Raw genomic sequence first — 22,833 nt, 5'->3', positions numbered from 1 at the left:
CATTTAAATTGGATATTCAAAAAGCAGCTTTCGATTTACTTGTAGCTGAACGTTTGAAAACACCGATTGAACCTTTTACATCGTCAACCGATCTCTCGGTTGACGATGCTTATCGTATTCAGCTTTTGCAAATTAATGAGAAGTTAAAAGATGCACATTTGGTAGGAATGAAGATTGGTTTAACAAGTAAAGTTATGCAAACGATGTTTAATGTCGATACTCCTGATTTTGGGCATATTTTAAATACGATGGTATTTGAAAATAGACAGACACTTTCGGTTTCTCAATTTATTGAACCGAAAGTTGAATTTGAGCTGGCCTTTGTTTTGAAGGAAGATTTAAAAGGTCCTGATGTGACCAGTGAACAAGTTTTGGCAGCGACTGAGGCAATTGTCCCTGCCATTGAAATCATTGATAGCCGTATTAAGAATTGGCAATTTAAATTTCAGGATACGGTTGCAGATAATGGATCCTCTGCCGGTGCAGTATTGGGGGAAAAACACCCTGTGCCTTCATTGGAGCAATTAGCTAATATTCGAGTTGTCGCCAAGAAGAATGGTGAAGTATTTGATGAAGGTATGAGCAGTGCAGTGATGGGAAATCCGGCCAAAGCGGTGGCCTGGTTGGCCAATATGCTTGCAGACTATGATATTACTTTGAAGGCAGGGCATTTTATTTTAGCCGGTGCGATTACGGCTGCGGTACCATTTGAATCAGGAGATGTCTTTGAAGTGGATTTTGGTTCCTATGGAGAAGTGAAACTATCTTTTACGGAATGAGGTGAGCATATGGAAAAGTTGAAAGTAGGAATCATTGGTTCAGGAAATATCGGGACAGATTTAATGTATAAAATCGAACGATGCGATGCTTTGGAAATGTCAGTTATGGTCGGGATTGATCCTGAATCGGAAGGTTTAAAGCGAGCCCGTGACCGGGGATATGTCACAATTGATAACGGTATTGAGGGTTTATCTGAAAAAATGGAACTGGTCGATATCGTTTTTGATGCAACAAGCGCTTATGCTCACAAGGCAAATTATGAAGCTGTTAAATCAGCGGGAAAGAAAATGATTGATTTAACACCGGCGGCAATTGGACCATACACGGTGCCGCCGGTTAATTTAATGGAACATTTAGATAAAGATAATGTCAATTTGGTAACTTGCGGAGGCCAGGCTACGATACCAATCGTTCATGCAATTGGCCGGATTGTTCCTGTAGAATATGCAGAAATTATAGCAACAGTCGCAAGTAAAAGTGCAGGACCGGGCACACGCGCCAATATTGATGAATTTACAAGGACAACCTCTAAAGCAATAGAAGTTGTCGGAGGAGCTAAGAAAGGTAAAGCAATCATTATATTAAATCCAGCAGAACCGCCGATTATCATGCGCGATACGGTTCATGCCATTGTGGAAGCGTCAGGACAGGAAGCGGAAATTACACAGTCCATTCAAACAATGATTAAAGAAGTTCAACAATATGTACCTGGTTATCGGCTGCGGGGAGAACCTATTTTTGAAGGGAATAAGGTTTCTGTATTCCTCGAAGTAGAGGGTGCAGGAGATTTCTTCCCTTCCTATTCTGGGAATCTGGATATAATGACAGCTGCGGCTGCCCGTGTAGCTAATGAAATGGCGAAGAACATTGTGATGCAGGGAGGTGCTATTTCATGAGAGATATTCACGTATTAGACGTATCCTTACGTGATGGGAGCCATTCAATGAAACATGCTTTCACAGAGCAACAAGTCCGGAATATTGCGAGTGGTCTGGAGCGAGCGAATATTGAATATTTCGAAGTGGCACATGGAGATGGACTAGGTGGTTCAAGTCTGCAATATGGTCTATCTGCGGTTGATGAACTGAAATTAATAGAAGCTGCGGTAGAAGAATGCACCAATGCAAAAGTGGCTGTGTTACTCATTCCGGGAATTGGGATTAAAGATGACCTGAAAGAGGCGGTAAAAGCAGGTGCTAAAATGGCAAGAATTGCGACACATGTAACGGAAGCTGATATTGGAGCGCAACATATAGCCATGAGCCGTGAATTAGGTTTGAAAACGGTTGGTTTTTTAATGATGGCCCATATGGCACCGACAGATGTTATCGTGAAGCAGGCTCAATTATTTGAGAGCTATGGAGCTGAGATCGTATATGTGACCGATTCGGCAGGAAATATGTTACCTCATCAGGTGACAGAGCGGATCCGTGCATTGAAAGAAAATGTCGGAATTGAAATTGGTTTCCATGCACATAACAATCTATCTCTGGCTATGGCTAATTCATTAGCCGCGATTGAAGCAGGTGCCACGTATATCGACGGCTCACTGCGTGCACTTGGGGCGGGCAGCGGCAATACACAAACAGAAGTCCTGGTAGCTGTTTTGCAAAGACTTGGTATTCAAACGGGTGTTGATTTATATAACATAATCGATGTTGCCAATAAGATGGTTGCGCCCATCCTGCCAAGACCGCAAGAAATCTCAGGTTCCAGCCTTATTATGGGCTATGCGGGAGTTTACTCAAGCTTCTTATTACATACAGAAAAAGCTGCCCGACAATTTGGAGTGGACGAACGAGATATTTTAATAGAATTGGGTGAACGCAAAACGGTTGGGGGACAAGAGGATCTTATTTATGAAGTTGCCCAGCAATTAATGTTAGCTAAATAGATCTATAGCAATCTCTAAGAGAAAAGAAGGAAGATTAATTAGCGATCTTTCTTCTTTTTTCAAATTCTATCGATTTTTTGAATCATGAATGGTAGTTCCACTAAGAATTTTACCATTTGTAAGATTAATTGGCAGATAAGGTTTCAGGTGGTAGGGGAAATACTTTACTGGTTTTTAGATTATGGTGATGATGGCTTCTGTAAGGCACGGACATCCGAGTAAATGGATTTCATGCAGTTAAATTTTAATGAGGGATGGTGAATAGAAGAACTTCGATTAAATTGACACACTATCCATAAACGTAGGTGATGAAAATATGAAAAAATGTGGACAGTATCGTGCTAAATTTGGTAAAGGCCCCATTTGGCACGAAGCGTATGGAATTATGTGGCTGGATATCGCTTCTAAACGAATTATTACGTATAATCCCGCAACTGAACAAGAGAATGTATATGATGCTTTAGGCTGGATTAAGGCGATCATTCCATTAAAGGATGGAAGATTTATTGGTATATATAAAGACGGTTTATATCATTTAAACTTTAAACAGGGAATTAAGTCTCCTTTTGTTATACAGGAATCATGGAATAATATGTGTTATTTGAATGATGGAAAGTGTGGACCTGATGGACAAATTTGGGTTGGTTCATCGGATGGCTTTTTTAAAAGCTTTAAAGAATCACCTCATACTGCCTTTTCGCAATATCCTTTTTCGAATTCAAAATTATATTGTATAAATACGTTCGGTAATGTTTCAGTACAAGTGGATGGAATCACGCTATCTAATGGATTAGATTGGGACAGGAAAACAAATAAATTTTATCATATTGATTCGTCGAAATACTCTATTTACCAATATCAACTTATGGAAAACGATCAGATTCAATTTGAAAAAATTGTGTATACATTTGAGATGGATGAAGGGTTTCCTGCTGGCATGGCAGTAGATGGAGAGGGAAACTTGTGGGTTTCCCTTTTTAAAGGTGGAATTGTGGCATCCATTTCAAAAAAGCCGACTCGTATTGTTTGTATCAATCCGAGGAAGATGCAGGTTATTAAGGAAATTGTGATTCCCTTATCCCATATATCTTCGTGTACGATTGGCGGAGAGAAAATGGATACCTTATTTGTTACCACGGCCTATGAACCACTTTCTGAAGAAAAAGTGAAGCAGGAACCGTTTGCGGGTTATTTATTACAAATGAAGATTGAATCTATCGGTGTAGCAAACTATGAATTTGCACTGAATAATGAAAATAGTAAGAGATAAAATTCGGTATATTTTTATGGAAAATCAATTAGTTTTAAGAAAAATGCTGTGTAGCTATCCGTATTGTTGTTTTGTAAGATTAAAACGAAGTAAGCGGAAGGCTCAGATAAATAGAATTGTAGCAAGGAGGTCATGGAGAAGATGAAGCCGGAAATTGCAAAGCTTGGGCATGTTGCACTTGTGACAAGTGATTTAGAGAAGTCACTATTCTTTTTTAAAGAAGTCATTGGTTTGGAAGAAACAGAAGAAGTAGATGGTGTCCATTATTTACGCGCGTACAGTGATTTTCAACATCATACATTAAGTGTTGAAGATGGTGACAGCGGTTACATTAAGCGGATCGGCTGGCGTACAAAAACACCTCAATGTCTGCAGGGATTTAAACAGCTGCTGGCAGATCAAGAGGTTGAAGTAACAGAATATCCAAAAGGGACAACAGTAGGTATTGGAGAGTCCATACGTTTTAAAATGCCAAGTGGCCATACTTTTGAATTGTATTATGATGTTGAAAAGCCAAAGGCACTCAATGGGCATGCTTCCGTTTTGAAAAATCAAGTTTATAAGTCATGGAGGAAAGGGATCTCTCCACGTCGTTTTGATCATGTTAATATACACACATCTACTGATGCTGATCAATCTTATGACTTTTTAATCGATGTCTTAGGATTCAATATGAGAGAGTATATGCGTGGGGATGAGGGGATTTTGGCAGGATGGTTAAGTGTTACCGCATTGGTACATGATGTTGCCTTATTAAAGAAAGACACGTTACCAACCCCTGCACGCCTACACCATATTTCATACTGGTTGGATGATTCGCAGGATATTTTACGTGCAGCTGATATTTTAAAAGAAAACGGAATGACGTTTATCGGTCCTGGAAAACATGGTGCATCACAAGCAATTTACTTATATGTCATGGACCCGGGCAGTGGCTGCCGGGTGGAACTGTTTTCCGGCGGTTATTTAATTTTTGAACCAGACTGGGAGCCGGTTGAATGGACATTGGAAGAACGCTCATTATGTAACACATATTGGGGAGATACCGTCCAGGATAAAGAGCTTAACAATATTACTATCGAAGCGCGGTAATACCTAAAAAGGCAGGGGAGGAATATGAAAACGATTATTGTCAACGAGAAAAATCTATCCATAGTGCAGGAGAATAGTCAGCAGAATGTCATGGCTTTAGGATTTTTTGATGGAGTTCATAGAGGTCATCAAAAAGTAATTATGCGTGCTAAAGAAATAGCAAATGAGAAAGATTGTTCTCTTGCCGTAATGAGTTTCTTTCCACACCCCAAAACGGTGTTTTCAAACCAGGAAGTTGATTATTTAATGCCAATGGAACAAAAGGCAGAGCGGCTAAAAGAGTTGGGTGTAGATATTTTTTATATTACTGAGTTCACGAAGGACTTTGCTGCTCTTTCACCAGAAACATTTGTACAAGAATATTTAGTGAAGATGCAAGTGAAACATGCTGTGGCTGGCTTTGATTACACCTATGGTAAAAGGGGAGCTGGCACCATTCATACGATTGCCCCGCACAGTCAGTTTAAGATTGGTGTTGAAGTTGTTGAAAAGTTTGAGATGTATGGCTCAAAGGTGAGTTCAACCAACATCCGGGAACTTCTTCAAAATGGTCAGATCGACACCGTCACAAAGTTACTGGGCAAGCCTTATCAAGTCAAATACTCCTTTAAAGAAGGCGTTGCGCCGTACTATACACTTCCTGAAAAAGGTCTGTATTATGTAAGCATTATTTTTGAAGGAAGAATGGTTTCGCAAACAATTTATGTACAGGATTGCCACACTATACTTTTTAATCGAGAATTCTCCAATCAAGATTGTACAATCATTTTTCATCAGCGAGTAACCCAGCATGAACAAGTAATTAGTTAAGGGATTGAACTGATATGATATCAAAAACAAAACAGTTTCAACATTTATTAAATGGTTCTGAAACATTTATTTTGCCAGGTGCTTATGATGCGATGACTGCCCGATTAGTCGAAGAAGCTGGATTTGGAGCTATATATGCGACAGGTGCAGGAATATCAAATGCCCAGCTAGGTTGGGCCGATGTTGGTTTAACCACGTTAACAGAAATTGCACAGGTAGTTGCCTGGATGGCTGATGTAACAACTGTTCCTCTTGTAGTGGATGCAGATACGGGGTTTGGCAATGCCATTAACATGCAAAGAACGGTCAGAATATTGGAGCGTGCCGGTGCGGCAGCCATTCAGATCGAGGATCAGGTGATGCCCAAAAAATGTGGTCATTTTAATGGAAAAGAAGTGATCTCTAAAGAGGAGATGATAGGAAAAATAAAAGCAGCCCTTGATGCTCGGGCCGATGAAGACTTTGCGATTATCGCGCGTACAGATGCACTGGCGGTCCATGGGATTGAAGAAGCGGTTGACCGAGCGAATGCGTATAAGGAAGCTGGTGCACATGCCATATTTGTTGAGGCACCAACTGCCATCGATCAGATAGCATCCATTCCAAAGTTAGTGCCGGATATTCCTTTAATATTAAACTTGGTGGAAGGCGGTAAAACACCTCTTATTTCAAAAGAAGAAGCCCAGGCAATGGGATATAAAATTGTGCTTTGTGCCAATACAGTGTTACGAGGTGCCATTAAAGGGGCAATGGATGCACTGCGAGTGTTGCAGCAGGACCAATCACAAGAAAATATTCATGACTATATATGCTCATGGAAAACAAGACAGGAGTTATTTAAATTACATGAAATAAATGAATTGGAAGTAAAATATTCTGAATCTTTAAAAAGTGGTGATTCCAGATGACTGAAGTAGATTACGATTTAATTATTGTTGGTTGTGGTGCAGCCGGAACAGCCACGGCTTTGGCGGCTGCTGAAAAGGCTAAAGAATCAGGAGAAAATATGTCAATTGCTATTCTCGAACGTGCGCCATTTGAAAAACGAGGCGGGAATACACGGTGGACAGCAGCTTATATGCGCATGGAAAACATTGATACACCTGCTCCAAACTTCGTTGAAGACATGTTGAATTTTTCGGATCAAGCGATGGGCCGCGAATATGCAGAGACCTTACAAAGCGAAGCAGGACCGACACTGCGTTGGGTTGAATCAAAAGGGGTGGATTTTGATTTTCTGCCAACCATGTTTTTGACAGCTTCACGTCCGCGTTTACTGCCTGTTGGGGGTGGGCGTGCCATCATCGATACCCTAAGTCAGCGTGCCCGTGCTTTGGGAGTAGAAATTATTTATGAAGCAGCAGCCTGGAATTTGTCCCTAAATGATGAAGGAGCTATTAACGGAATCTTCGTACGTTCTGCAGATGGAAGCAGTATGCATTTGAAAACAAATGCTGTTGTTTTGGCTGCTGGTGGATTTCAGGGAAATAAAGAAATGATGGCCCGGTATATAGGCCATGACGCTCATAAAATACCTCCCGTATCAGAAGGAGGGCTCTTTAATAAAGGTGAAGCTATTCGAATGGCTTTAAATATTGGGGCAGCGGGGAATGGCCAATTTGATTCCTTCCACGCTGAAACGGTTGATCCACGCAGTAAACGTGAGGAAGCCGGAGTCATGTTGTTTCCGTATGCTATTTTAGTAAATCAAAATGGAGAGCGTTTTACGGATGAGGGTGTAACCACCATTGATGAACAATATGAAGAAGTGGCCCGTAAAATCTTCTATACCTGTGAAAATCATATTGCCTATATGATTACAGATCAAAAAATGTATTCGATTCCAAACTATGAAGAAGCACTTCAGACAGATATACCAGCAGTTGTCGCTGATTCTATTGAACAATTGGCCGAAAAACTAAATGTAAATTCAGAGAATCTCGTAAAAACGGTGGAGGAATTTAATAGCGCTTGTCCGGAAGGTGAATTTATCTATAACCGGTTAGATGGATTAGCAACCAATGGATTGACTTTAAATAAATCCAATTGGTCCATTCCTATCAACGAAGGTCCCTATATTGCTTACCCAGTTCATTGCTGCAATGTGTTTACAAATGGCGGATTAGCTACTGATACAGATGGAAGGGTGTTAACGGGAGATGATATTGCTATTCCGGGTTTATATGCAGTTGGTGAAACTTCAGGCGTATACTACGGGAAATATCCGGGTGGTACATCTGTGCTTCGATGTCTGGTATTTGGTCGACGGGCTGGTAAACATGCGGTCTCGTATATTTCCAGTTTCCAAACAACCCGGTAAAAAGGAGATGATTGGGTGGAATTAAAGGGAAAAGTGGCTCTTGTCACAGGTGCAAGCCGTGGAATTGGTAAAGAAACCGTCGCTTTATTGGCTTCTCGTGGCGCGGATATCGCCATCTGTGCACTGGATCAGGAAGAGTGTGAAAAAGTTGCTGATTTTATTCGTACAACCTATTCAGTAAAAGCGATAGCTGTATCTTGTGATGTAGCCAATCAAGAGGAAGTAAAAAAAGCCGTATATGAGGTTAACAAGCAATTGGGACCGATTGATATATTAATTAACAATGCAGGTGCCATGCTGCTAAAGCCATTTACAGAAACGACAACCGCAGAATGGATGAACATGTTTGATGTTAATGTACACGGACCATATTATTTCTGCCGTGAGGTTGTGGACTCGATGAAAAATCGCCAGGAAGGGATTATTATAAATATTTCTTCCATTTGGGGAACAAAAGGCGGTCCCAATCGCAGTGCATATATTTCCTCTAAGCATGCAGTTATTGGTTTTTCAAAGGCATTGGGAGAAGAATTGAAACCTTTTGGCATACGCGTTAATGCAGTTTGCCCCGGTCCGGTAGACTCACAAATGACGGATGCATTGGGGACTAACATTGATAAAACAGGCTGGCTGCAGCCGATTGATATTGCTCATGTTATAGCTGATTTAGCACTGCCAAAAAGCAAAGCTATTACCGCTACTTCGGTTGAGGCTTTTGGTGCCGGAACGCCTGTCGGTATAGCAAAATAAATAATAAAGGGGATAGGATCATGAAAGAATTTACTTATGCTTACACGCAACAAACGATTACATTGGAACTAGCCAAAGCTATGCTTGAAAAAGCAGAGGAAAAGGGAAGAGAACTGGGAATGAAATTTGCGATTTCTATTGTTGATAAAGCAGGTAATTTAAAAGCATTTTCAGCAATGGATGGAGCACCTGTATTGGCATTGGAGATTTCTCAAAACAAGGCATTTTCAGCTGCAGCATACAATCGTGCAACCCATGAGTGGTATGATCGCTTAAAAGATGATCCACCTTTAATGACAGGTTTAGTACATACCAATCGCCTGGTCGTTTTTGGCGGCGGTTATCCAATTCACGTTAATGGTGAGTGTGTAGGCGGAATAGGCGTCAGCGGCGGTCACTATACGCATGATATGCAGCTTTGTGAGGCAGGATTAAGTGTAGTCGAGGCAGTAAAGGAAGTGTAGCTTTTTGAATCAGTTTGATTTGATTATTGTTGGTGCTGGCATGGCAGGTCTTTGTGCAGCTGTTGAGGCATCAGAGCGAGGTGCCAATGTTGTCATTTTCGAAAAGCAGGCAGACATCGGTGGCAGTTCATTGCTTAGCGGTTGTTTTATGGCGTTTGCTGAAACAGAACTTCAAAGTAAGCTTGGCATAAGTGATACTACCGAGAGTTTGATGAATGATTTGTATGTTGTCGGTCAATTTAAAAATGATAAAAATCTGGTTCAGGCATATGGGAAACATCAGCTTTCCACTTATAACTGGTTAGTTTCACATGGAGTAATATTTCAAAATTGTCAGGCCGTAAGTGGCCATTCAAGCCCTCGGGGGCATACGATCATTCCTGATCAGGCCATTCAAACACTGAAAAACCATGCTTTGAATAATGGTGTTTCACTGCATGTTAATAGTCCTGTCGTACGTTTGCTAACTGAGCAACAAAAAGTAGTGGGTGTACTTTATCAACAAAATGGCGAGCAAAAGGAATGCTATACATCTAAAGGGGTCGCTTTAACCGCAGGTGGATTCTCACAAAGTGAAGATTTATTAGGAGCCTTTGCACCACAGCTTGAACACACAATCAGGTTAGGTGGAGAAGGGAACCATGGAGATGGCATTAAATTAGCAGCTTCCGTAGGTGCCTGGTTAGAGGATTTTCCATACTTAAAAGGAACATACGGCTTTCATCCGAGTTCTACTAATCAAAAGAAACGGCAGGCTCATGCCTTTTATAAAGGCGGCATCATTGTGAATGAACAGGGGAAACGATTTGTTAATGAGTCGATTTCCTACAAATTATTGGGTGATGCTGCATTGCAGCAGCCTAATCAACATACATTTCAAGTTTGGGATCAAACGGTTATGGATCAGGGTGTCGAACATGATGCGCTATATGATTTTCAATTATTGTTTAATGAAGGCTTAATTATCCAGGCTGAGACACTTGAGGAATTGGCCGAAAAAACAGGTCTCCCAAGTCAATCTCTTCACCAAACGATTGACTCATATAATAGGCATCTTATTACCAGTGATGACCCATTCGGTCGTAACACATTGACCCATACATTTGGTAAGCCACCCCCGATTCAAACCGGTCCTTTTTACGCAATGGAAACAGTGACTGCTATGCTCGCTACATATGCAGGAGTTCGTGTAAACGAGGATGCAGAAGTTTTAAATCCGTTCGGCGACCCAATTAAAGGATTATATGCAGCCGGAGAAATGGTGGGTGGCTTCCATGGAGCGGGTTATATGACAGGGAGCTCGCTCGGAAAGGCAGCTATTTTTGGACGTATTGCTGCTGAACAAGCCCTTCGAATAAAGGAAGAGGAGGTAGCGCGATGAAAATTTGGCATCAAAGCTTAACTTCCATTGAAGACATACCTGAATATCGTGATGCGGTCATACAGCATGTATCCAAAATTGCTCGACCAGATGTTGATGTCGTCTTACATGGAATGACAAAGGAGACTTATCCTGCTCAATACCCGGGGCACTATATTACCTACAACTATCTGCAAAGCCTGCATAAAGAGCAATTTATTCGAAACACATTGATTGCTGAAAGGGCAGGGTATGATGCTGTTTTTATAGCTACCATACCGGATGTCGGCTTGATTGAGGCTCGTTCATTAGTGGACATCCCGGTTATTGGCTACGGCCAGGCATCCATGCATATTGCCTCAATGCTTGGAACAAGAATAGGCATCGTGAATTTTTTAGCTCCACTGGCAGATCAGTTACGTTTTAATGCGAAGCAATATGGTCTTGAACAAAAATTGGGCCCGATTATTCAGGCGGATATTGGATTTTATGATATTTTGGAAGGATTTAAAAATCCTGAGCCGATTTTGGAGAAATTTAAAGCTGCCGCAAAAACAGCTATTGCCGAAGGGGCAGATGTCATTATTCCTGGAGAAGGTCCGATGAATATATTTTTAGCAACCCACGGTATTCATCATATTGAAGATGTCCCGATTATCGATTCATTCGGCTCGGCCATTAAAATGTGTGAATCACTTGTCGATTTGCAGAAAATTAGTGGTATGACGACTACGCGAAAAGGGTATTATCATGCAAAACCACCCGAAGAGATTGTTGAAAAACTGCGTGACTATTATCAGTTGCAAGCTATAACCAAGGAAATGGATTTTGGATTATCCGTGCGTGAGTTTGCTGCTAATTAATACAATTGAGCATGATTATATTGATAGAATATAGCATAAAAGGTCTTTCCTAAGTTTTTGGAAAGACCTTTTGCGTACATTATTTTGTTGGAGCTGCTTCTTTTACAGACGCTACTCTAAATGTAGTTTGTTGGCTTCCTAACATAGGAGAGTCCTGTTTAGCTTCATCCGGTTTGCCTTCCGGACGTTTGTGCGCTTTTTTGAAGGAGTCGCTGTTTTTCCAGGCAAGGAAGCTTTCTTCATCCTCCCAGTACATATTGACGCTCATCTCATCATATTCTGTCAGGCCCTCTGTAAGTAAAACCTCTACTTTAACAAATCCTTTAAATTTATCTAATTCGTTACCGGAAGTGAAACGGCCTGCCATTTTTTCTGCGAAACCTGGTTTGGTTTTAATTTTGTTTTGAACAACAATCATGTGATCATTCTCCTTTTATTTTTATTTTTCTGGAAAATATATCAGATTACTTCTTTGAAAATCACTCTTACACTGCTATTATATATCTTTTTCGAAGATTTTGAATTCATTATGCTTTAGGATTTGCTAATCATGGCTCTATCATATTTTTTCTATATGATTGAAAAGCATTGCATGATGAAATAACCAACATAGTTCGTTCATCCTTCTATATAACCCTTCAAATAGATTAGTAATCAATTTTTCTATTATTTTTTGCAAAAAGATCTTAAATTAAGAGTTTTCGAGACTTACGAGTCAAAATTTGAGTGACTAAATGACTGTATAAGCTAGATTAGTCTAGTAATCCAGCCGATTTTCGCAGGAATTGAGCGGAAATTGATATTAATTGAGCGGAATTCCATATAATCGAGCGGAAATGGAGTGGAATTGAGCGATTTTCGTAATAATTGAACGAAACTCAACATAATTGCTCTAATTTACTTATTTATGAGCGAATTGAAAAGGAGAAAAGTGAAAATAATAGTAGATGAAGCGACTGTTTTTAAAACGTTTTCGTAAATTTTTATGGTGAACTATGTCCGTTGTCTTAAAGTATTTGCACGCTTGCATGGACTTATACATAAATTGTAAATAATTTTCCATTGAACACGAACGTATATTCGCTTATCATTAAGAATATAATAAAGACGAACATACATTCTATTTAAAAGAAGGTTTTTACATGATTGATTACAGTACTTTACCGCATCATTATGTTATGTGCGTGGATATGAAAAGTTTTTTTGCCAGCTGTTCAGCGGTGATGATGGGACTGGATCCGCTTGAATGTTATTTGGCTGTGGTGAGTGACACGGAACGGAGCGGCAGTGTGGTGCTGGCTTCATCGCCCAAAATGAAGAAAGAGTTTGGCATCAAGACGGGCTCAAGATTGTTTGAGATTCCGGATGATCCGCGCATTATAAAGGTTAATCCTAATATGGCTACGTATTTGCGTATCTCTACTGAAATCAGCCGTTTATTCAATCGATATGTACCTAAAAGCGCAATTCATACGTACAGTGTGGATGAAAGCTTCTTAAAGGTGGATGGGACGACTCGTCTATGGGGAGATATCGTAGAAATTGCTGAAAAAATCCAAGATGAAATCGATCGGGAATTCCAGCTTCCATGCGCGATTGGGATCGGTCCGAATATGCTGCTTGCTAAGCTGTGTCTTGATTTAGAAGCCAAGAAAAAAGGAATTGCCCAATGGACCTATGAGGATGTACCAGAAAAATTATGGCCCTTATCCCCCTTGAGCGAAATGTGGGGAATCGGAAAGCCGATGGAAAAGAAACTGAATGGAATGGGGATTTTTTCAATCGGTCAATTGGCGCGTTATGATCTGGAGACGCTTGAAAAGAAGTTTGGGATAATGGGCAATCAATTGTACCACCATGCCTGGGGTGTTGATTTATCGGATATCGGTGCTCCGATTATGGAAGGACAAATCAGCTTTGGAAAAGGCCAGGTATTACTGCGTGATTATAAAAAGCCTGAGGAAATCAAGCATGTCATTCTGGAAATGAGTGAGGAAGTAGCAAGAAGAACACGTGCAAGCGGGATGGCGGGCAGAACCGTCAGCTTGGGAATTTATTATAGCCAGGATGAATTTGGAGGCGGATTTCATCGCTCTATGACAAGAGAAACGCCGACCAATATTACGATGGATATTTATGAAATGTGTTTAACCTTGTTTGAACGGTTTTATACAGGCAAAACAGTTAGGAAAATTTCTATTACACTTTCGAATGTTATCCCCGATCGAGAGATGCAAATCAGTCTATTTGACCAGGATAGCTGGCGCAAACGCGAACTTGGCTTTGTGATGGATCGAATGCGTAAAAAATTTGGATCGAATGCGATTTTACGTGCCGTGTCGTATACAGAGGCAGGAACGGCCAAGCATCGAAGTACGTTGGTTGGAGGACATAGAGCATAACAGACAAGTGAAATGGAGGCTGCAGGGAATGATTCGAGATCGCGGAAAAATAAAATGGACATCAATGATGCTTCCTGAACACGTAACAATGCTTAGAGCATGGGCACATGAGGACAGCTATGAAACAAGGAATGAGCTTGATGAACAGCAAGTGGAAGCGATGAATACGATAATTATGGAGGCTTTGGAATATGGGAAGCCTGTGATGATCCGCTATTACCGTACAGCCAGTCGCCGGTACGGTACGGTGGAAGGACATATTCATTATTGCAATGAACAGGCTCAAAAGCTTCATATCGTTGATGAGGACGGAGATGTTTGTTTTGTATTTTATCAGGAAATTATGGACGTACAATTGAAAAATTGATGGCCTGCAATTTGCTATAAGCTTATGCATATGTTGGTTATGGCTCTTCTTTTTTGTTCTAAATAAACTTTACTACCCAATTTTGAGGACATGAAAACGCAAATATTAGACAAAATTCCACAAAAAGTTTACTATGTATATAGACCTAGAAGTAAGAAATATACAGATAATGAATTTTTAACATCGATTTCAGTTCTGATAACTTTGCCATGGGATATCAAAACAAAAGGGGTAAAGAAAAATGGAAAAAGAAAAATATAGCACGATTTATCAAGCACCTTATGGATTAGTTATAGGAGAGTTAAAAAAAGAAATGACTAAAGAAGATGCTGTAGCATTAGGGCAAAAATATTGCTCAGAGAATGGTTTCAGTTATAAAGGTACGTATACTGGCGATGAAGCAGTGGCGGCTTTACAAAGTTTGATACAAAAACATACGAGAGCAGTTCATTAAGCTGAACGTTCATTTTTAAGACATAGAGGCAGTGTTCATTGAATGCTGCTTTTTTTATTTCAGATTTAATTATTAACAGGTTTGCGGGTTAAGTGAAATCGGGAACCTATGAGATAAATAGAGAGAAAGCATGGTGGACAACAGTGGAAATTACATGGACAGACGCAGCATTAGAAAAGGTAAAAGACAAGCTGACAGATCAAGAAGGCGTATTTTGTTTGAAGTATGAAACAGAAGGCTGTGGCTGCGTAGTAAGCGGTGTAACCAATTTATATTTTGTTAAAGAAACTACTTCTCAAGAAGTAAAATGGGAAACCAATGCCTATCCTGTATGGTTAAATAAATATCATGAAATCTTTTTAGATGAAAAGCTTATTATTGATTATTCCAGCAGTACAAATAGCTATCAGCTGAAAAGCCCTAATCAGTATTTAAATCCAATGATGAATGTCATCTTTCAATAGGCTCTATAAGGAGAAAATTCAAAAGGTTCAGTCAGAAATTTTGACTGAACCTTTTTTTAAACGAAAGCAAAGGGAAATCCCACTCATTTTTTTGTATAAAACACCTTAGAAATAAGCAGCCCAATTACGCCAAGTATGATGAATAATATTGCTTTCCAAACTACATCTATACCTGATAGGTCGTAGAAAGTAACTTTTAATAGCGTAATAAACAGGAATATTAAGCCGATGTTTTTCCAAACTTTTTCTTTAAAGTAACTAAATAACCCGTATGTTACTCCAACGATAATGATCCAAGATAATGACAAACCGATATTCTTAATCATTAAAGAAGAATCATCTGTGAAATAGTATGCCATTTTGCTTATAAATATGATCAGTAATACTTCTATTATATAGGGTAAAGTAGATTTCATTATATTTCTGTCGATGATTTTTGTTATTGTTTCTTTTATATAGAGAACAAAGAAGAAGCTGATTATGATCATCCATACAACAACAGTTTCTAGTGATAGCATGTATCCCGGCTTGTCGAATAATTGTACCAATACGGATAAGAGCAGTATTATGCTAGCTATTGTCCCTAATATACTCTTCCTTATTTGAGCAAAATAGTAAACTAGTACGGCTTGCATGGTAAAGAGGATTAATTTTGATGATGGATCAATCACTATATCGTTTAGCAGTATAAATATGTAGAACATCGAAATAACAAAGAAAATGTTTTTTAGTTCAGTGTGACTTTTATTTTTCACGTAACTAAGCAAAGAGTATACGATGGCCATTATTGAATAGAACGTGTATTGGTAGCTTGCTGTATGATCAAACACATCAACGCCGATTAAGAGCATGAATAATGAACCGATCGTGATAGCTGGAATATACATATTTTTAACAAATATGTTGTTTGTTTTAAATGTTAAATAAATAATAAAGAAATGCTGAATAGCGATTGTGAGGAACGTTAAGGTTGAAATTTCCCCACTGCCTACTAATCCAAAAAATAATACAGTGAACATAAATGCATAGTTTGCCACATTCCAAGTGATTTTATATTGCCCTCTAAGAGATTCTAGTATTAATCCTATAAATACAGCAGTTTCGTATATATAAAATACATATTCATTCCCTTTGTCTCCTGCAAATAGGAAAGGGTAAAAATAAGCACCTACTCCTATAATGGTAAGCAAGGATTGAGATTTGTATTTTCTCGATAGATAAACTCCTATATATATTCCGAGCGCTAATAAACATACAGTCACATAGAATGGGATAATGTGGTACAAAACATTACCGGAGAAGACAGATATAAGATAAACAATTATACTTCCGCCTAACAATACTATTCCTAACGTATTCTTTGCCTTTTTATATTGCTTTTCTCCAATGATATATAAGAATCCAGCTAATAAGAAACCAACTATTACACGAACCACGGGATTTATCCATCCGTTTTCAGATGCTGCCATAAAAGCCCAAATAACTCCTAAAATAAAAACGAATATAAATATTCTAGGTAACCAAGTTGAGATCATAGATTCAAAGCTGATTAATTCTTTTTCTGGTTTTATTTCAGGTTTTTTGATATTTCTTTTTATCTCAACTTTTTCACTTTTGTTTTCCACATTAAGATTAACTTCATTATGTATGGTTCTTAACTCTTTTTTTAACTCCACTAACTCTTCTTCCATATATCTTATTCGTTTGGATAAATCATAAATTTTATCGTCCAACCATTCCGCCTCTTCTCTGTTTAATCATTTACACACCTCTAAACTCAGAATTTTCAGTATCTCATTTCCCTTATTATACCAGTATTTTTTCTGTAAACATATGCTAAAAGGAGGTGGGTATTAATAATTCAATCTTTATGTTATTTACGTTTCGAATCCTAATATGTTTATTTAAATTTTCCCTTTTTCACTAAATAGGTCTAAGAGTATGGAAAAAACAACTTTAAATATTCAGATTATTGTGTTAGTGTTAATCATCTTTAAAATGGAATTTTATAGGAGGTTTGTTATGTTAGTCTTTGTCCCGGTTGGTTTAGGTGTAATTATTGGCATTATCTTTATTGTTATAACTTATTTTCTTAAGAAATATCAAAGCGCTTATACAAAATTGCCCCCTTTTTTATCCTTACTAACTTCTGTTGTGATTTTCATCATCAGCTTTCAAGTAAGGGGTTTTGAAGGTGCTGCATATGGAATACTTGCAATTACTCTTTTATTTTTCACACCGTTTATCTTTGCTATGTCTTCTATAGGCAAAAAAAGGATGCATTCTTGTAAACAATGATTAACAGTTTTATCAATAAATTGTTAGACGTTGAGAATAAATGTATTTAAACAAACAGGGCGTTGATTTAAGAAGAATTAATGCCTTTTTGTGTTGAATTTCTAATGGAAGTAGGGGCAGGTGAGCTCTAAAGGGACTATGATAAAATTACAATAATAAATGTATATAAAAACCAATTAAGGTTTTAATCCGGGGAGATAAAGTTAATCGAAAACGATTTTATGGGGGATATTTAAATGAGTAAATATAATGAAGGTTATTTATGTGGCTGCTGTGGAAAGTTCCACGATGAGCTCCCTATGAGCTATAGTAGCCCTGTTCCTGACTATTGCTACGATATACCGTTAGAAGAACAAGAAGAACGGATTGAAATGAATGAAGATTTGTGCATAGTGAACGATGAACATTTCTTTATACGTGGATGTATAGAAATTCCTGTGAAAGACGGAGATGGACCGTTTATTTGGGATGTCTGGGTTTCATTGAGTGAAACAAATTTTAATAAAACAATTGAATATTGGGCTGTGGAAGGAAGAGAAGATAAACTAGAACCGATGTTTGGTTGGTTATCAACTGATATTTCTTGTTACCCCAATACAGTAAATTTAAAAATAAATGTACACACTCGACCACTTGGAATCCCCCCTTACATAGAGATGGAACCAACTAACCATCCCTTAGCTATTGAACAAAGAAAAGGTGTAACAATGGAACGTATAAAGCAGGTTGCTGAAGAATTATGTAATGAAGAGGAACAATAATACCTCATTCTAATTCAGCTGACGGAGGCATTGATTCAAGAAGGTCAATGCCTTTTTATAATGGGCTTATAATTGGATTGGTAAAGATCAACGAAGTATCAAACAAATAGGGCGTAATAAAAGAACTCATAAGATAGGATATCAAAGGAGATTCTAAATAATAGAATTGCTTTTTTCGACATGGACAAATTTTCAGAGCTAGTATTTACCAAAATGGTAATTATATTTAAGGAGATGTGATAAATGCTTGGTATTTTACTTTTGATTTTGGGCTTGGCGGCGTATCTATATTTTAAGCGTCAAAAAGAAAGCCCAGTAAATCGAAATCAACAAACGACGCGTGAGGCTGAACCAATAAAACAAGAAACTATACAGACCGTTATGCCGCCAAAAAATGAGACTGCACAAGACGCTGAAATCTTAAAACAAGAGCAAGTGCCCGTTGAACCTAATGAATCTGTTGAACAATCAAGTCCGATCGAAAAGCCGGAAAAGGAAACTGTTACTGTTACATTTTCAGATGGAACAACTAAGGAATATAACCTTAACTTAACACTTAATGACACCCATATTTGCTTGTTATCTGACGGCGGGAAAACGTATCATACACACGTTAATTGTTTTAAAAACTGGCCTGCTGAATATCAAGAAAATTTTAAAGGATGGAAAGCAATAACAACAGATGAAGCAGAAAAAATGGGCTACAGAAAATGCAAATATTGTAATAAAGCTGATAGAACAGAATGGGACTATTACAAGGACAGGAAACCCCTTAAAACTTTCACTGTCACTCATAGGGGAGAATTTGCTATTACAGAGATTTATAACGTAGGTAATGAAGTAAATACGGGCTATGATTTTGAAAAGGACAAAGACACGTTAGAAATAGACTATGAAGAAATTTGTTATATGCCAAAAAGCGCAAGAGATTTCTTTGATGAGAATTACGGCGAGTATAAAATGTTTGTGTTAGATGTGTATGAAAATGATAATGGAAAAGTGAAGATTAAGATTGGAATATTTGAGGAATTAGGGAAAAATAATTGATGATAAAGCATTAAACCGCCTAATGTATAGGCGGTTTTTATTATATGTAAGGCGAGATGTATCCTTAAATCAATTTTTCTCGTCATATATAATCCTCCTATTCATTGATATATCCGAATTACATCTATATCTCATTGAAAGGGTGATCTTATTTCTTTTTTGGTTTGAATAAAGCACTGTATGTTTTAACGTCCGGGTCATCAATCAACCAACCGTATTTCTGTAAAAAGGATAATTTTTCTGTTACTGTTTCAAGTAATTGTACAGACTGTTTTCCCGGAACTCGTACATTTTCCTTGTTATCAAAAAATTTACTATCTGCTCCAAAGCGGAGAATTTGTGGTATCCCATCCTTTATGATTTTACGGTAAGTTACTTTGGCATAATCTCCTGTTACAAAATCATTTCCTACTATACCGTCCAACAAACCTTTGTTTAATTTTGCAAGAACTATTTTCTCTAATTCGTCTACCTTCATAATTAAAGCTCCTATATCTGATTATTCTGAGTTGTTTGTCTGTTTATCTTTATAATATCATACGTTTGTAAAAAGATTAACATGAACAAACCGGTGCGCTGATTCGAGGAGGATTAATGCTCTAGTTTGTTGAATTCTTTATTCTACAAACAGAGCAGGTTAGCGAAAGAAATAATTATTATAAGATATATAATACAAATGCCGTATAAAAGGAGGAGAAATGATGGAGCTTTTTGTTGGTCTTATCACTGCAGGGTTTCATTTTTTGCTTGCTTATATCATTTGGGGAAAGGGGAAAGTTCATATTTTAGCAGGATATGTGGAAGGTCAGGTTAAAGATAAAAAGAAACTTTCAAAGTATGCGGGCATATTATTTATTGGCCTGGGCATTATATCTGTTTTTTTTCCTTTAGTTCCGGACAGTTTTTTCTATTACGTATTTGCATTATATATTTTATGGCTTTTGATTGGTATTGTTGTTATCAATGTCAAAATAAAATAGAACATATCCTTGGTCAACCTTATAATACGAATGGGGTTTAGTTGAATAACGAGTTAAATGAACAATAGCAAAAATAATCCTTACGAAAACAGCCATTAAAAAAGTGCCACCCTAGAAGAAAGGGGGCACATGTGCTTTAAGAAAAGAATCGATTACTTTTTCATAAGCTTCAGGATTCGTATTATAGGATTGGGCATGTTGGCCTTTTTCGGCTAGGTATAGCTGTTTCGGTCCTTTTTTGTGTTCATATAATTCCTCGCTCATGGTTGAGGGAATATACGCATCCTCTAAACTATGGATAAAAAGAACAGGGCTTTTAATATTCTCTACTGCCTTTAAAGGAGAAACCTCTCTAAATGAATAGCCATCTCTCCGTTTAAGCCACCAATCCCCGAAGGGAAGAACCATCCATTTTGGAAGACGAAAGTCTTTTTTTAGGCGGTAAGCTATTTGCTCGGAGAATTCGGAGAATGGACAATCCGCTATGTAAAAATCAGCTCCATCCTCAACGGTGCCGGCATATAGTAACAGGGTGACCGCACCCATTGATTCACCGTGGATACCAAGCAAAATATCATGACCCTTTTGAGCCTTTAATTCATCAACAATAGCGGCAAGATCATCTTTTTCATAATATCCGTAGCTGCTTGTTTTTCCTTCCGAATCACCATGGCGGCGATGATCATAAATGACGGTGTTAAATCCTTTTTTTTCAAATAAATTGACATAGCGAATCGAATTCCATTTATTTTCAGTGATTCCGTGCGCAATGATCATCCATTTTTTTGATTCCTTATGTGGTTCTGCAAATATAGCATGAATCCGGTATCCATGTTTGGATTGAATCCATTTCTCCTCCTGAGGCAGTTTTTGAAAGGAAGCAGTGTCAAAACGGCCTGCCTCGATTTCACGTTTCCGAACGACCTCAACATCTTTTCGTTTCATATACATCAGCATGTTAGAGAAGAATACGCCAATTCCGATTATGTATGCAATCATGACACCGAAGATAAAATACCATCTTTTCTTTTTCAAATGAAACCCTCCGAAAAACACATTATCATCCTTTAGTTTACCATTCTGCAGAGAAAACAAACATTGAAATAATAGGCAGATTCACAAACGAAAAACCCTATATTGCTATAGGGATAGATGCTAGTGTTTAATTATTGTTTAGTGGCATGCATGAGCCAGACAAATGTATTTAGCTGCTCAAATGTTACATGAAATTGATGCTTTTCCAGGATTGATTTCAAGTAAGGGATCGTCGTGTAATATTCAGTTCGTAAATCCTCTGCTAATCGATCGAAATTGTTGCGCTCAGCGTTATCAATGACCGCCTGCTGATCCTCTTTCGTTAAAAACATCGTATCCGCAAAAACGATTTTTCCGCCTGGTGTTAGAAGATTGGAGTATAGAGCAAAAGCTTTCTCTTTTTCCTCATCGGTTAAATGGTGAAAGGCATAGGTGCTTACAAATGTGTCGACTCCATTTTCAACCGGAAAGTGAAAGAAATCACCGTCTACAATTGATAAGGATCCGAGCTTTTTCTTTGCCTTTTTTCTCATTTCTGTGGAAGGCTCAATTCCGAGAACTTGGTTTCCTTTTTCCAGTAGCCGTGCAGTCAAATTCCCTGTTCCGACTCCGAATTCGATTACAGAGCCTTCCGCATGGGATGCAACTGTTTCTAGGATTTGTTCATAATGTAAAAAAACATCGGTATATTGGTCATCAGAACCGGATACCGTTTCATCATAATTAGCAGCCCATTCATCAAATAGCTGGTCAAATTCTCTGCCCATCATACCCCTCCTTTAGTTCCTAATAAATCATATCATATTTATATGAATAATATGGTATAAAGTTACAATTTTTGCCTTAAATAGGAAAAAAGGAAATAGAGGCTATTAAAAAGTATTAAAACCATACCTGACTTAATTTGACTGACCCATTATAATAGAAAGAAAAAAGGAGCTAATATCCGATGATGAAACATAAACCATCCAAGAAAAACGATGATGGCTCAATTAGCTTGGGAGATCTGCTAAATCAAGATATTTTGAGCCAATTGCAGAATAAAAAAGGTGAATTAAAGGAAGAAGAGCAACGTCGAATACAGCAAATGGAAAAACAAAAGCGTGAGGAACGAAAACGCCGCGAGAAAAATAAAAGCTTTGAAGAGCTATTAAATGAGAGCAATCTGAACTGGAAGCAGTTTAAGGGATAAAGGAAGGGACCACCCTAAATGTAATGCACTCTTAAAAGGAAGTTGAACACTACCTTTTCGAGGCACTGCAAAGCAGGGTGGTCTTTTTATTTGTATAAGTAAATAGTTCTAACCACTATTTACCATTATTTCTGCAAAAAATTATAGGTTTCTCCACAAAATGGTTACATATTACGCAGAACTGGCCGATATAGATAACGGGAAGATATATCGGGAATTTTTGGAGGAAT

The 22,833-nt window shown here is 38.2% G+C and carries 26 protein-coding genes; 21 read left to right on the top strand and 5 right to left on the bottom strand.

What is annotated here, in order from left to right; genetic code table 11:
* Positions 1–8: 8 nt before the first annotated feature.
* From AC4BHA_RS03420 to AC4BHA_RS03365, 12 genes are all read left to right on the top strand, one after another.
* On the top strand, positions 9–779 hold the full coding sequence (locus tag AC4BHA_RS03420; RefSeq protein WP_140461633.1) for a 2-keto-4-pentenoate hydratase: 771 nt from the start codon (positions 9–11) through the stop codon (positions 777–779).
* 9 nt (positions 780–788) lie between these two features.
* Positions 789–1,676, top strand: a complete 888-nt coding sequence (locus AC4BHA_RS03415; RefSeq protein WP_139891663.1) for an acetaldehyde dehydrogenase (acetylating) — start codon at positions 789–791, stop codon at positions 1,674–1,676.
* Positions 1,673–2,674, top strand: coding sequence for a 4-hydroxy-2-oxovalerate aldolase (gene dmpG / locus AC4BHA_RS03410; RefSeq protein ID WP_490551293.1), 1,002 nt, complete (start codon positions 1,673–1,675; stop codon positions 2,672–2,674). The genes AC4BHA_RS03415 and dmpG overlap by 4 nt, the downstream gene beginning before the upstream one ends.
* Before the next feature lie 316 nt (positions 2,675–2,990).
* Positions 2,991–3,944 (top strand): SMP-30/gluconolactonase/LRE family protein, encoded by a 954-nt coding sequence (locus AC4BHA_RS03405; RefSeq protein ID WP_139891667.1) that lies wholly within the window; start codon positions 2,991–2,993, stop codon positions 3,942–3,944.
* A 141-nt stretch (positions 3,945–4,085) separates the two neighbouring features.
* The gene (locus AC4BHA_RS03400) at positions 4,086–5,036 is read left to right on the top strand and encodes a VOC family protein (RefSeq protein WP_490558147.1); all 951 of its coding nucleotides are present in this window, start codon (positions 4,086–4,088) and stop codon (positions 5,034–5,036) included.
* Positions 5,037–5,060: 24 nt separating this feature from the next.
* Positions 5,061–5,846: an FAD synthetase family protein gene (locus tag AC4BHA_RS03395; protein WP_139891671.1), complete on the top strand. Its 786-nt coding sequence runs from the start codon at positions 5,061–5,063 to the stop codon at positions 5,844–5,846.
* A gap of 14 nt (positions 5,847–5,860) precedes the next feature.
* Positions 5,861–6,754: an isocitrate lyase/PEP mutase family protein gene (locus AC4BHA_RS03390; RefSeq protein WP_225983586.1), complete on the top strand. Its 894-nt coding sequence runs from the start codon at positions 5,861–5,863 to the stop codon at positions 6,752–6,754.
* A complete protein-coding gene (locus AC4BHA_RS03385) occupies positions 6,751–8,166 on the top strand; it encodes an FAD-binding protein (RefSeq protein WP_148629937.1) in 1,416 nt (471 codons plus the stop codon). Before AC4BHA_RS03390 ends, AC4BHA_RS03385 begins: the two co-directional genes overlap by 4 nt.
* Positions 8,167–8,181: 15 nt before the next feature.
* A complete protein-coding gene (locus tag AC4BHA_RS03380; RefSeq protein WP_139891675.1) occupies positions 8,182–8,916 on the top strand; it encodes an SDR family NAD(P)-dependent oxidoreductase in 735 nt (244 codons plus the stop codon).
* A 20-nt stretch (positions 8,917–8,936) separates the two neighbouring features.
* Positions 8,937–9,380, top strand: a complete 444-nt coding sequence (locus AC4BHA_RS03375; RefSeq protein ID WP_139891677.1) for a GlcG/HbpS family heme-binding protein — start codon at positions 8,937–8,939, stop codon at positions 9,378–9,380.
* A gap of 4 nt (positions 9,381–9,384) precedes the next feature.
* Positions 9,385–10,761, top strand: coding sequence for an FAD-dependent oxidoreductase (locus tag AC4BHA_RS03370; protein ID WP_139891679.1), 1,377 nt, complete (start codon positions 9,385–9,387; stop codon positions 10,759–10,761).
* Positions 10,758–11,603 (top strand): aspartate/glutamate racemase family protein, encoded by an 846-nt coding sequence (locus AC4BHA_RS03365; protein WP_148629935.1) that lies wholly within the window; start codon positions 10,758–10,760, stop codon positions 11,601–11,603. The genes AC4BHA_RS03370 and AC4BHA_RS03365 overlap by 4 nt, the downstream gene beginning before the upstream one ends.
* A gap of 79 nt (positions 11,604–11,682) precedes the next feature.
* On the opposite strand, the gene AC4BHA_RS03360 is transcribed toward AC4BHA_RS03365, so the two are convergent.
* A complete protein-coding gene (locus AC4BHA_RS03360) occupies positions 11,683–12,021 on the bottom strand; it encodes a heme oxygenase (protein ID WP_148629933.1) in 339 nt (112 codons plus the stop codon).
* Positions 12,022–12,745: 724 nt separating this feature from the next.
* Here AC4BHA_RS03360 and AC4BHA_RS03355 point away from each other — a divergent pair.
* The 4 genes from AC4BHA_RS03355 (at position 12,746) to AC4BHA_RS03340 (ending at position 15,290) form a co-directional block, all read left to right on the top strand.
* Positions 12,746–14,005, top strand: a complete 1,260-nt coding sequence (locus tag AC4BHA_RS03355) for a Y-family DNA polymerase (RefSeq protein ID WP_490551295.1) — start codon at positions 12,746–12,748, stop codon at positions 14,003–14,005.
* A 28-nt stretch (positions 14,006–14,033) separates the two neighbouring features.
* A complete protein-coding gene (locus AC4BHA_RS03350) occupies positions 14,034–14,372 on the top strand; it encodes a YolD-like family protein (RefSeq protein WP_066107721.1) in 339 nt (112 codons plus the stop codon).
* A gap of 241 nt (positions 14,373–14,613) precedes the next feature.
* A complete protein-coding gene (locus AC4BHA_RS03345; RefSeq protein WP_066107718.1) occupies positions 14,614–14,826 on the top strand; it encodes a hypothetical protein in 213 nt (70 codons plus the stop codon).
* Positions 14,827–14,969: 143 nt separating this feature from the next.
* The gene (locus AC4BHA_RS03340; protein ID WP_066107713.1) at positions 14,970–15,290 is read left to right on the top strand and encodes an iron-sulfur cluster biosynthesis family protein; all 321 of its coding nucleotides are present in this window, start codon (positions 14,970–14,972) and stop codon (positions 15,288–15,290) included.
* Positions 15,291–15,373: 83 nt separating this feature from the next.
* Here the strand turns inward: AC4BHA_RS03340 and AC4BHA_RS03335 are convergent, their stop codons facing one another.
* On the bottom strand, positions 15,374–17,023 hold the full coding sequence (locus AC4BHA_RS03335; RefSeq protein WP_490558146.1) for a DUF2339 domain-containing protein: 1,650 nt from the start codon (positions 17,021–17,023) through the stop codon (positions 15,374–15,376).
* A gap of 289 nt (positions 17,024–17,312) precedes the next feature.
* On the opposite strand from AC4BHA_RS03335, the gene AC4BHA_RS03330 reads away from it, so the two are divergent.
* The 3 genes from AC4BHA_RS03330 to AC4BHA_RS03320 all read left to right on the top strand — a co-directional run bounded on the left by AC4BHA_RS03330 (position 17,313) and on the right by AC4BHA_RS03320 (position 19,396).
* Positions 17,313–17,588 carry a YesK family protein gene (locus AC4BHA_RS03330; protein ID WP_490558145.1) on the top strand — a complete coding sequence of 92 codons (276 nt, stop codon included), beginning with the start codon at positions 17,313–17,315 and terminating at the stop codon, positions 17,586–17,588.
* 236 nt (positions 17,589–17,824) lie between these two features.
* Positions 17,825–18,349: a DUF2199 domain-containing protein gene (locus AC4BHA_RS03325; protein WP_066107705.1), complete on the top strand. Its 525-nt coding sequence runs from the start codon at positions 17,825–17,827 to the stop codon at positions 18,347–18,349.
* A gap of 243 nt (positions 18,350–18,592) precedes the next feature.
* Positions 18,593–19,396 (top strand): hypothetical protein, encoded by an 804-nt coding sequence (locus AC4BHA_RS03320; protein WP_490558144.1) that lies wholly within the window; start codon positions 18,593–18,595, stop codon positions 19,394–19,396.
* 148 nt (positions 19,397–19,544) lie between these two features.
* Here AC4BHA_RS03320 and AC4BHA_RS03315 read toward each other — a convergent pair whose 3' ends face one another.
* Complete coding sequence (locus AC4BHA_RS03315; RefSeq protein WP_490558143.1) at positions 19,545–19,874, bottom strand: hypothetical protein; 330 nt, start codon at positions 19,872–19,874, stop codon at positions 19,545–19,547.
* A gap of 220 nt (positions 19,875–20,094) precedes the next feature.
* Between AC4BHA_RS03315 and AC4BHA_RS03310 the strand changes: the two genes are divergently transcribed.
* Positions 20,095–20,376, top strand: a complete 282-nt coding sequence (locus AC4BHA_RS03310; RefSeq protein WP_139063862.1) for a DUF3784 domain-containing protein — start codon at positions 20,095–20,097, stop codon at positions 20,374–20,376.
* Positions 20,377–20,487: 111 nt separating this feature from the next.
* Here AC4BHA_RS03310 and AC4BHA_RS03305 read toward each other — a convergent pair whose 3' ends face one another.
* Together AC4BHA_RS03305 and AC4BHA_RS03300 are read right to left on the bottom strand one after the other, a co-directional pair.
* On the bottom strand, positions 20,488–21,411 hold the full coding sequence (locus AC4BHA_RS03305; RefSeq protein ID WP_490558142.1) for an alpha/beta hydrolase: 924 nt from the start codon (positions 21,409–21,411) through the stop codon (positions 20,488–20,490).
* A 131-nt stretch (positions 21,412–21,542) separates the two neighbouring features.
* The gene (locus tag AC4BHA_RS03300; RefSeq protein WP_139891998.1) at positions 21,543–22,178 is read right to left on the bottom strand and encodes a class I SAM-dependent DNA methyltransferase; all 636 of its coding nucleotides are present in this window, start codon (positions 22,176–22,178) and stop codon (positions 21,543–21,545) included.
* Positions 22,179–22,360: 182 nt separating this feature from the next.
* Here AC4BHA_RS03300 and AC4BHA_RS03295 point away from each other — a divergent pair, with 182 nt between their 5' ends.
* Complete coding sequence (locus tag AC4BHA_RS03295) at positions 22,361–22,603, top strand: YqkE family protein (RefSeq protein WP_306821548.1); 243 nt, start codon at positions 22,361–22,363, stop codon at positions 22,601–22,603.
* Positions 22,604–22,833 lie beyond the last annotated feature (230 nt).

The sequence above is a fragment of the Pradoshia sp. Z3_51 genome (assembly GCF_058215915.1).
This window is presented reverse-complemented; position numbering and strand designations above follow the sequence as displayed.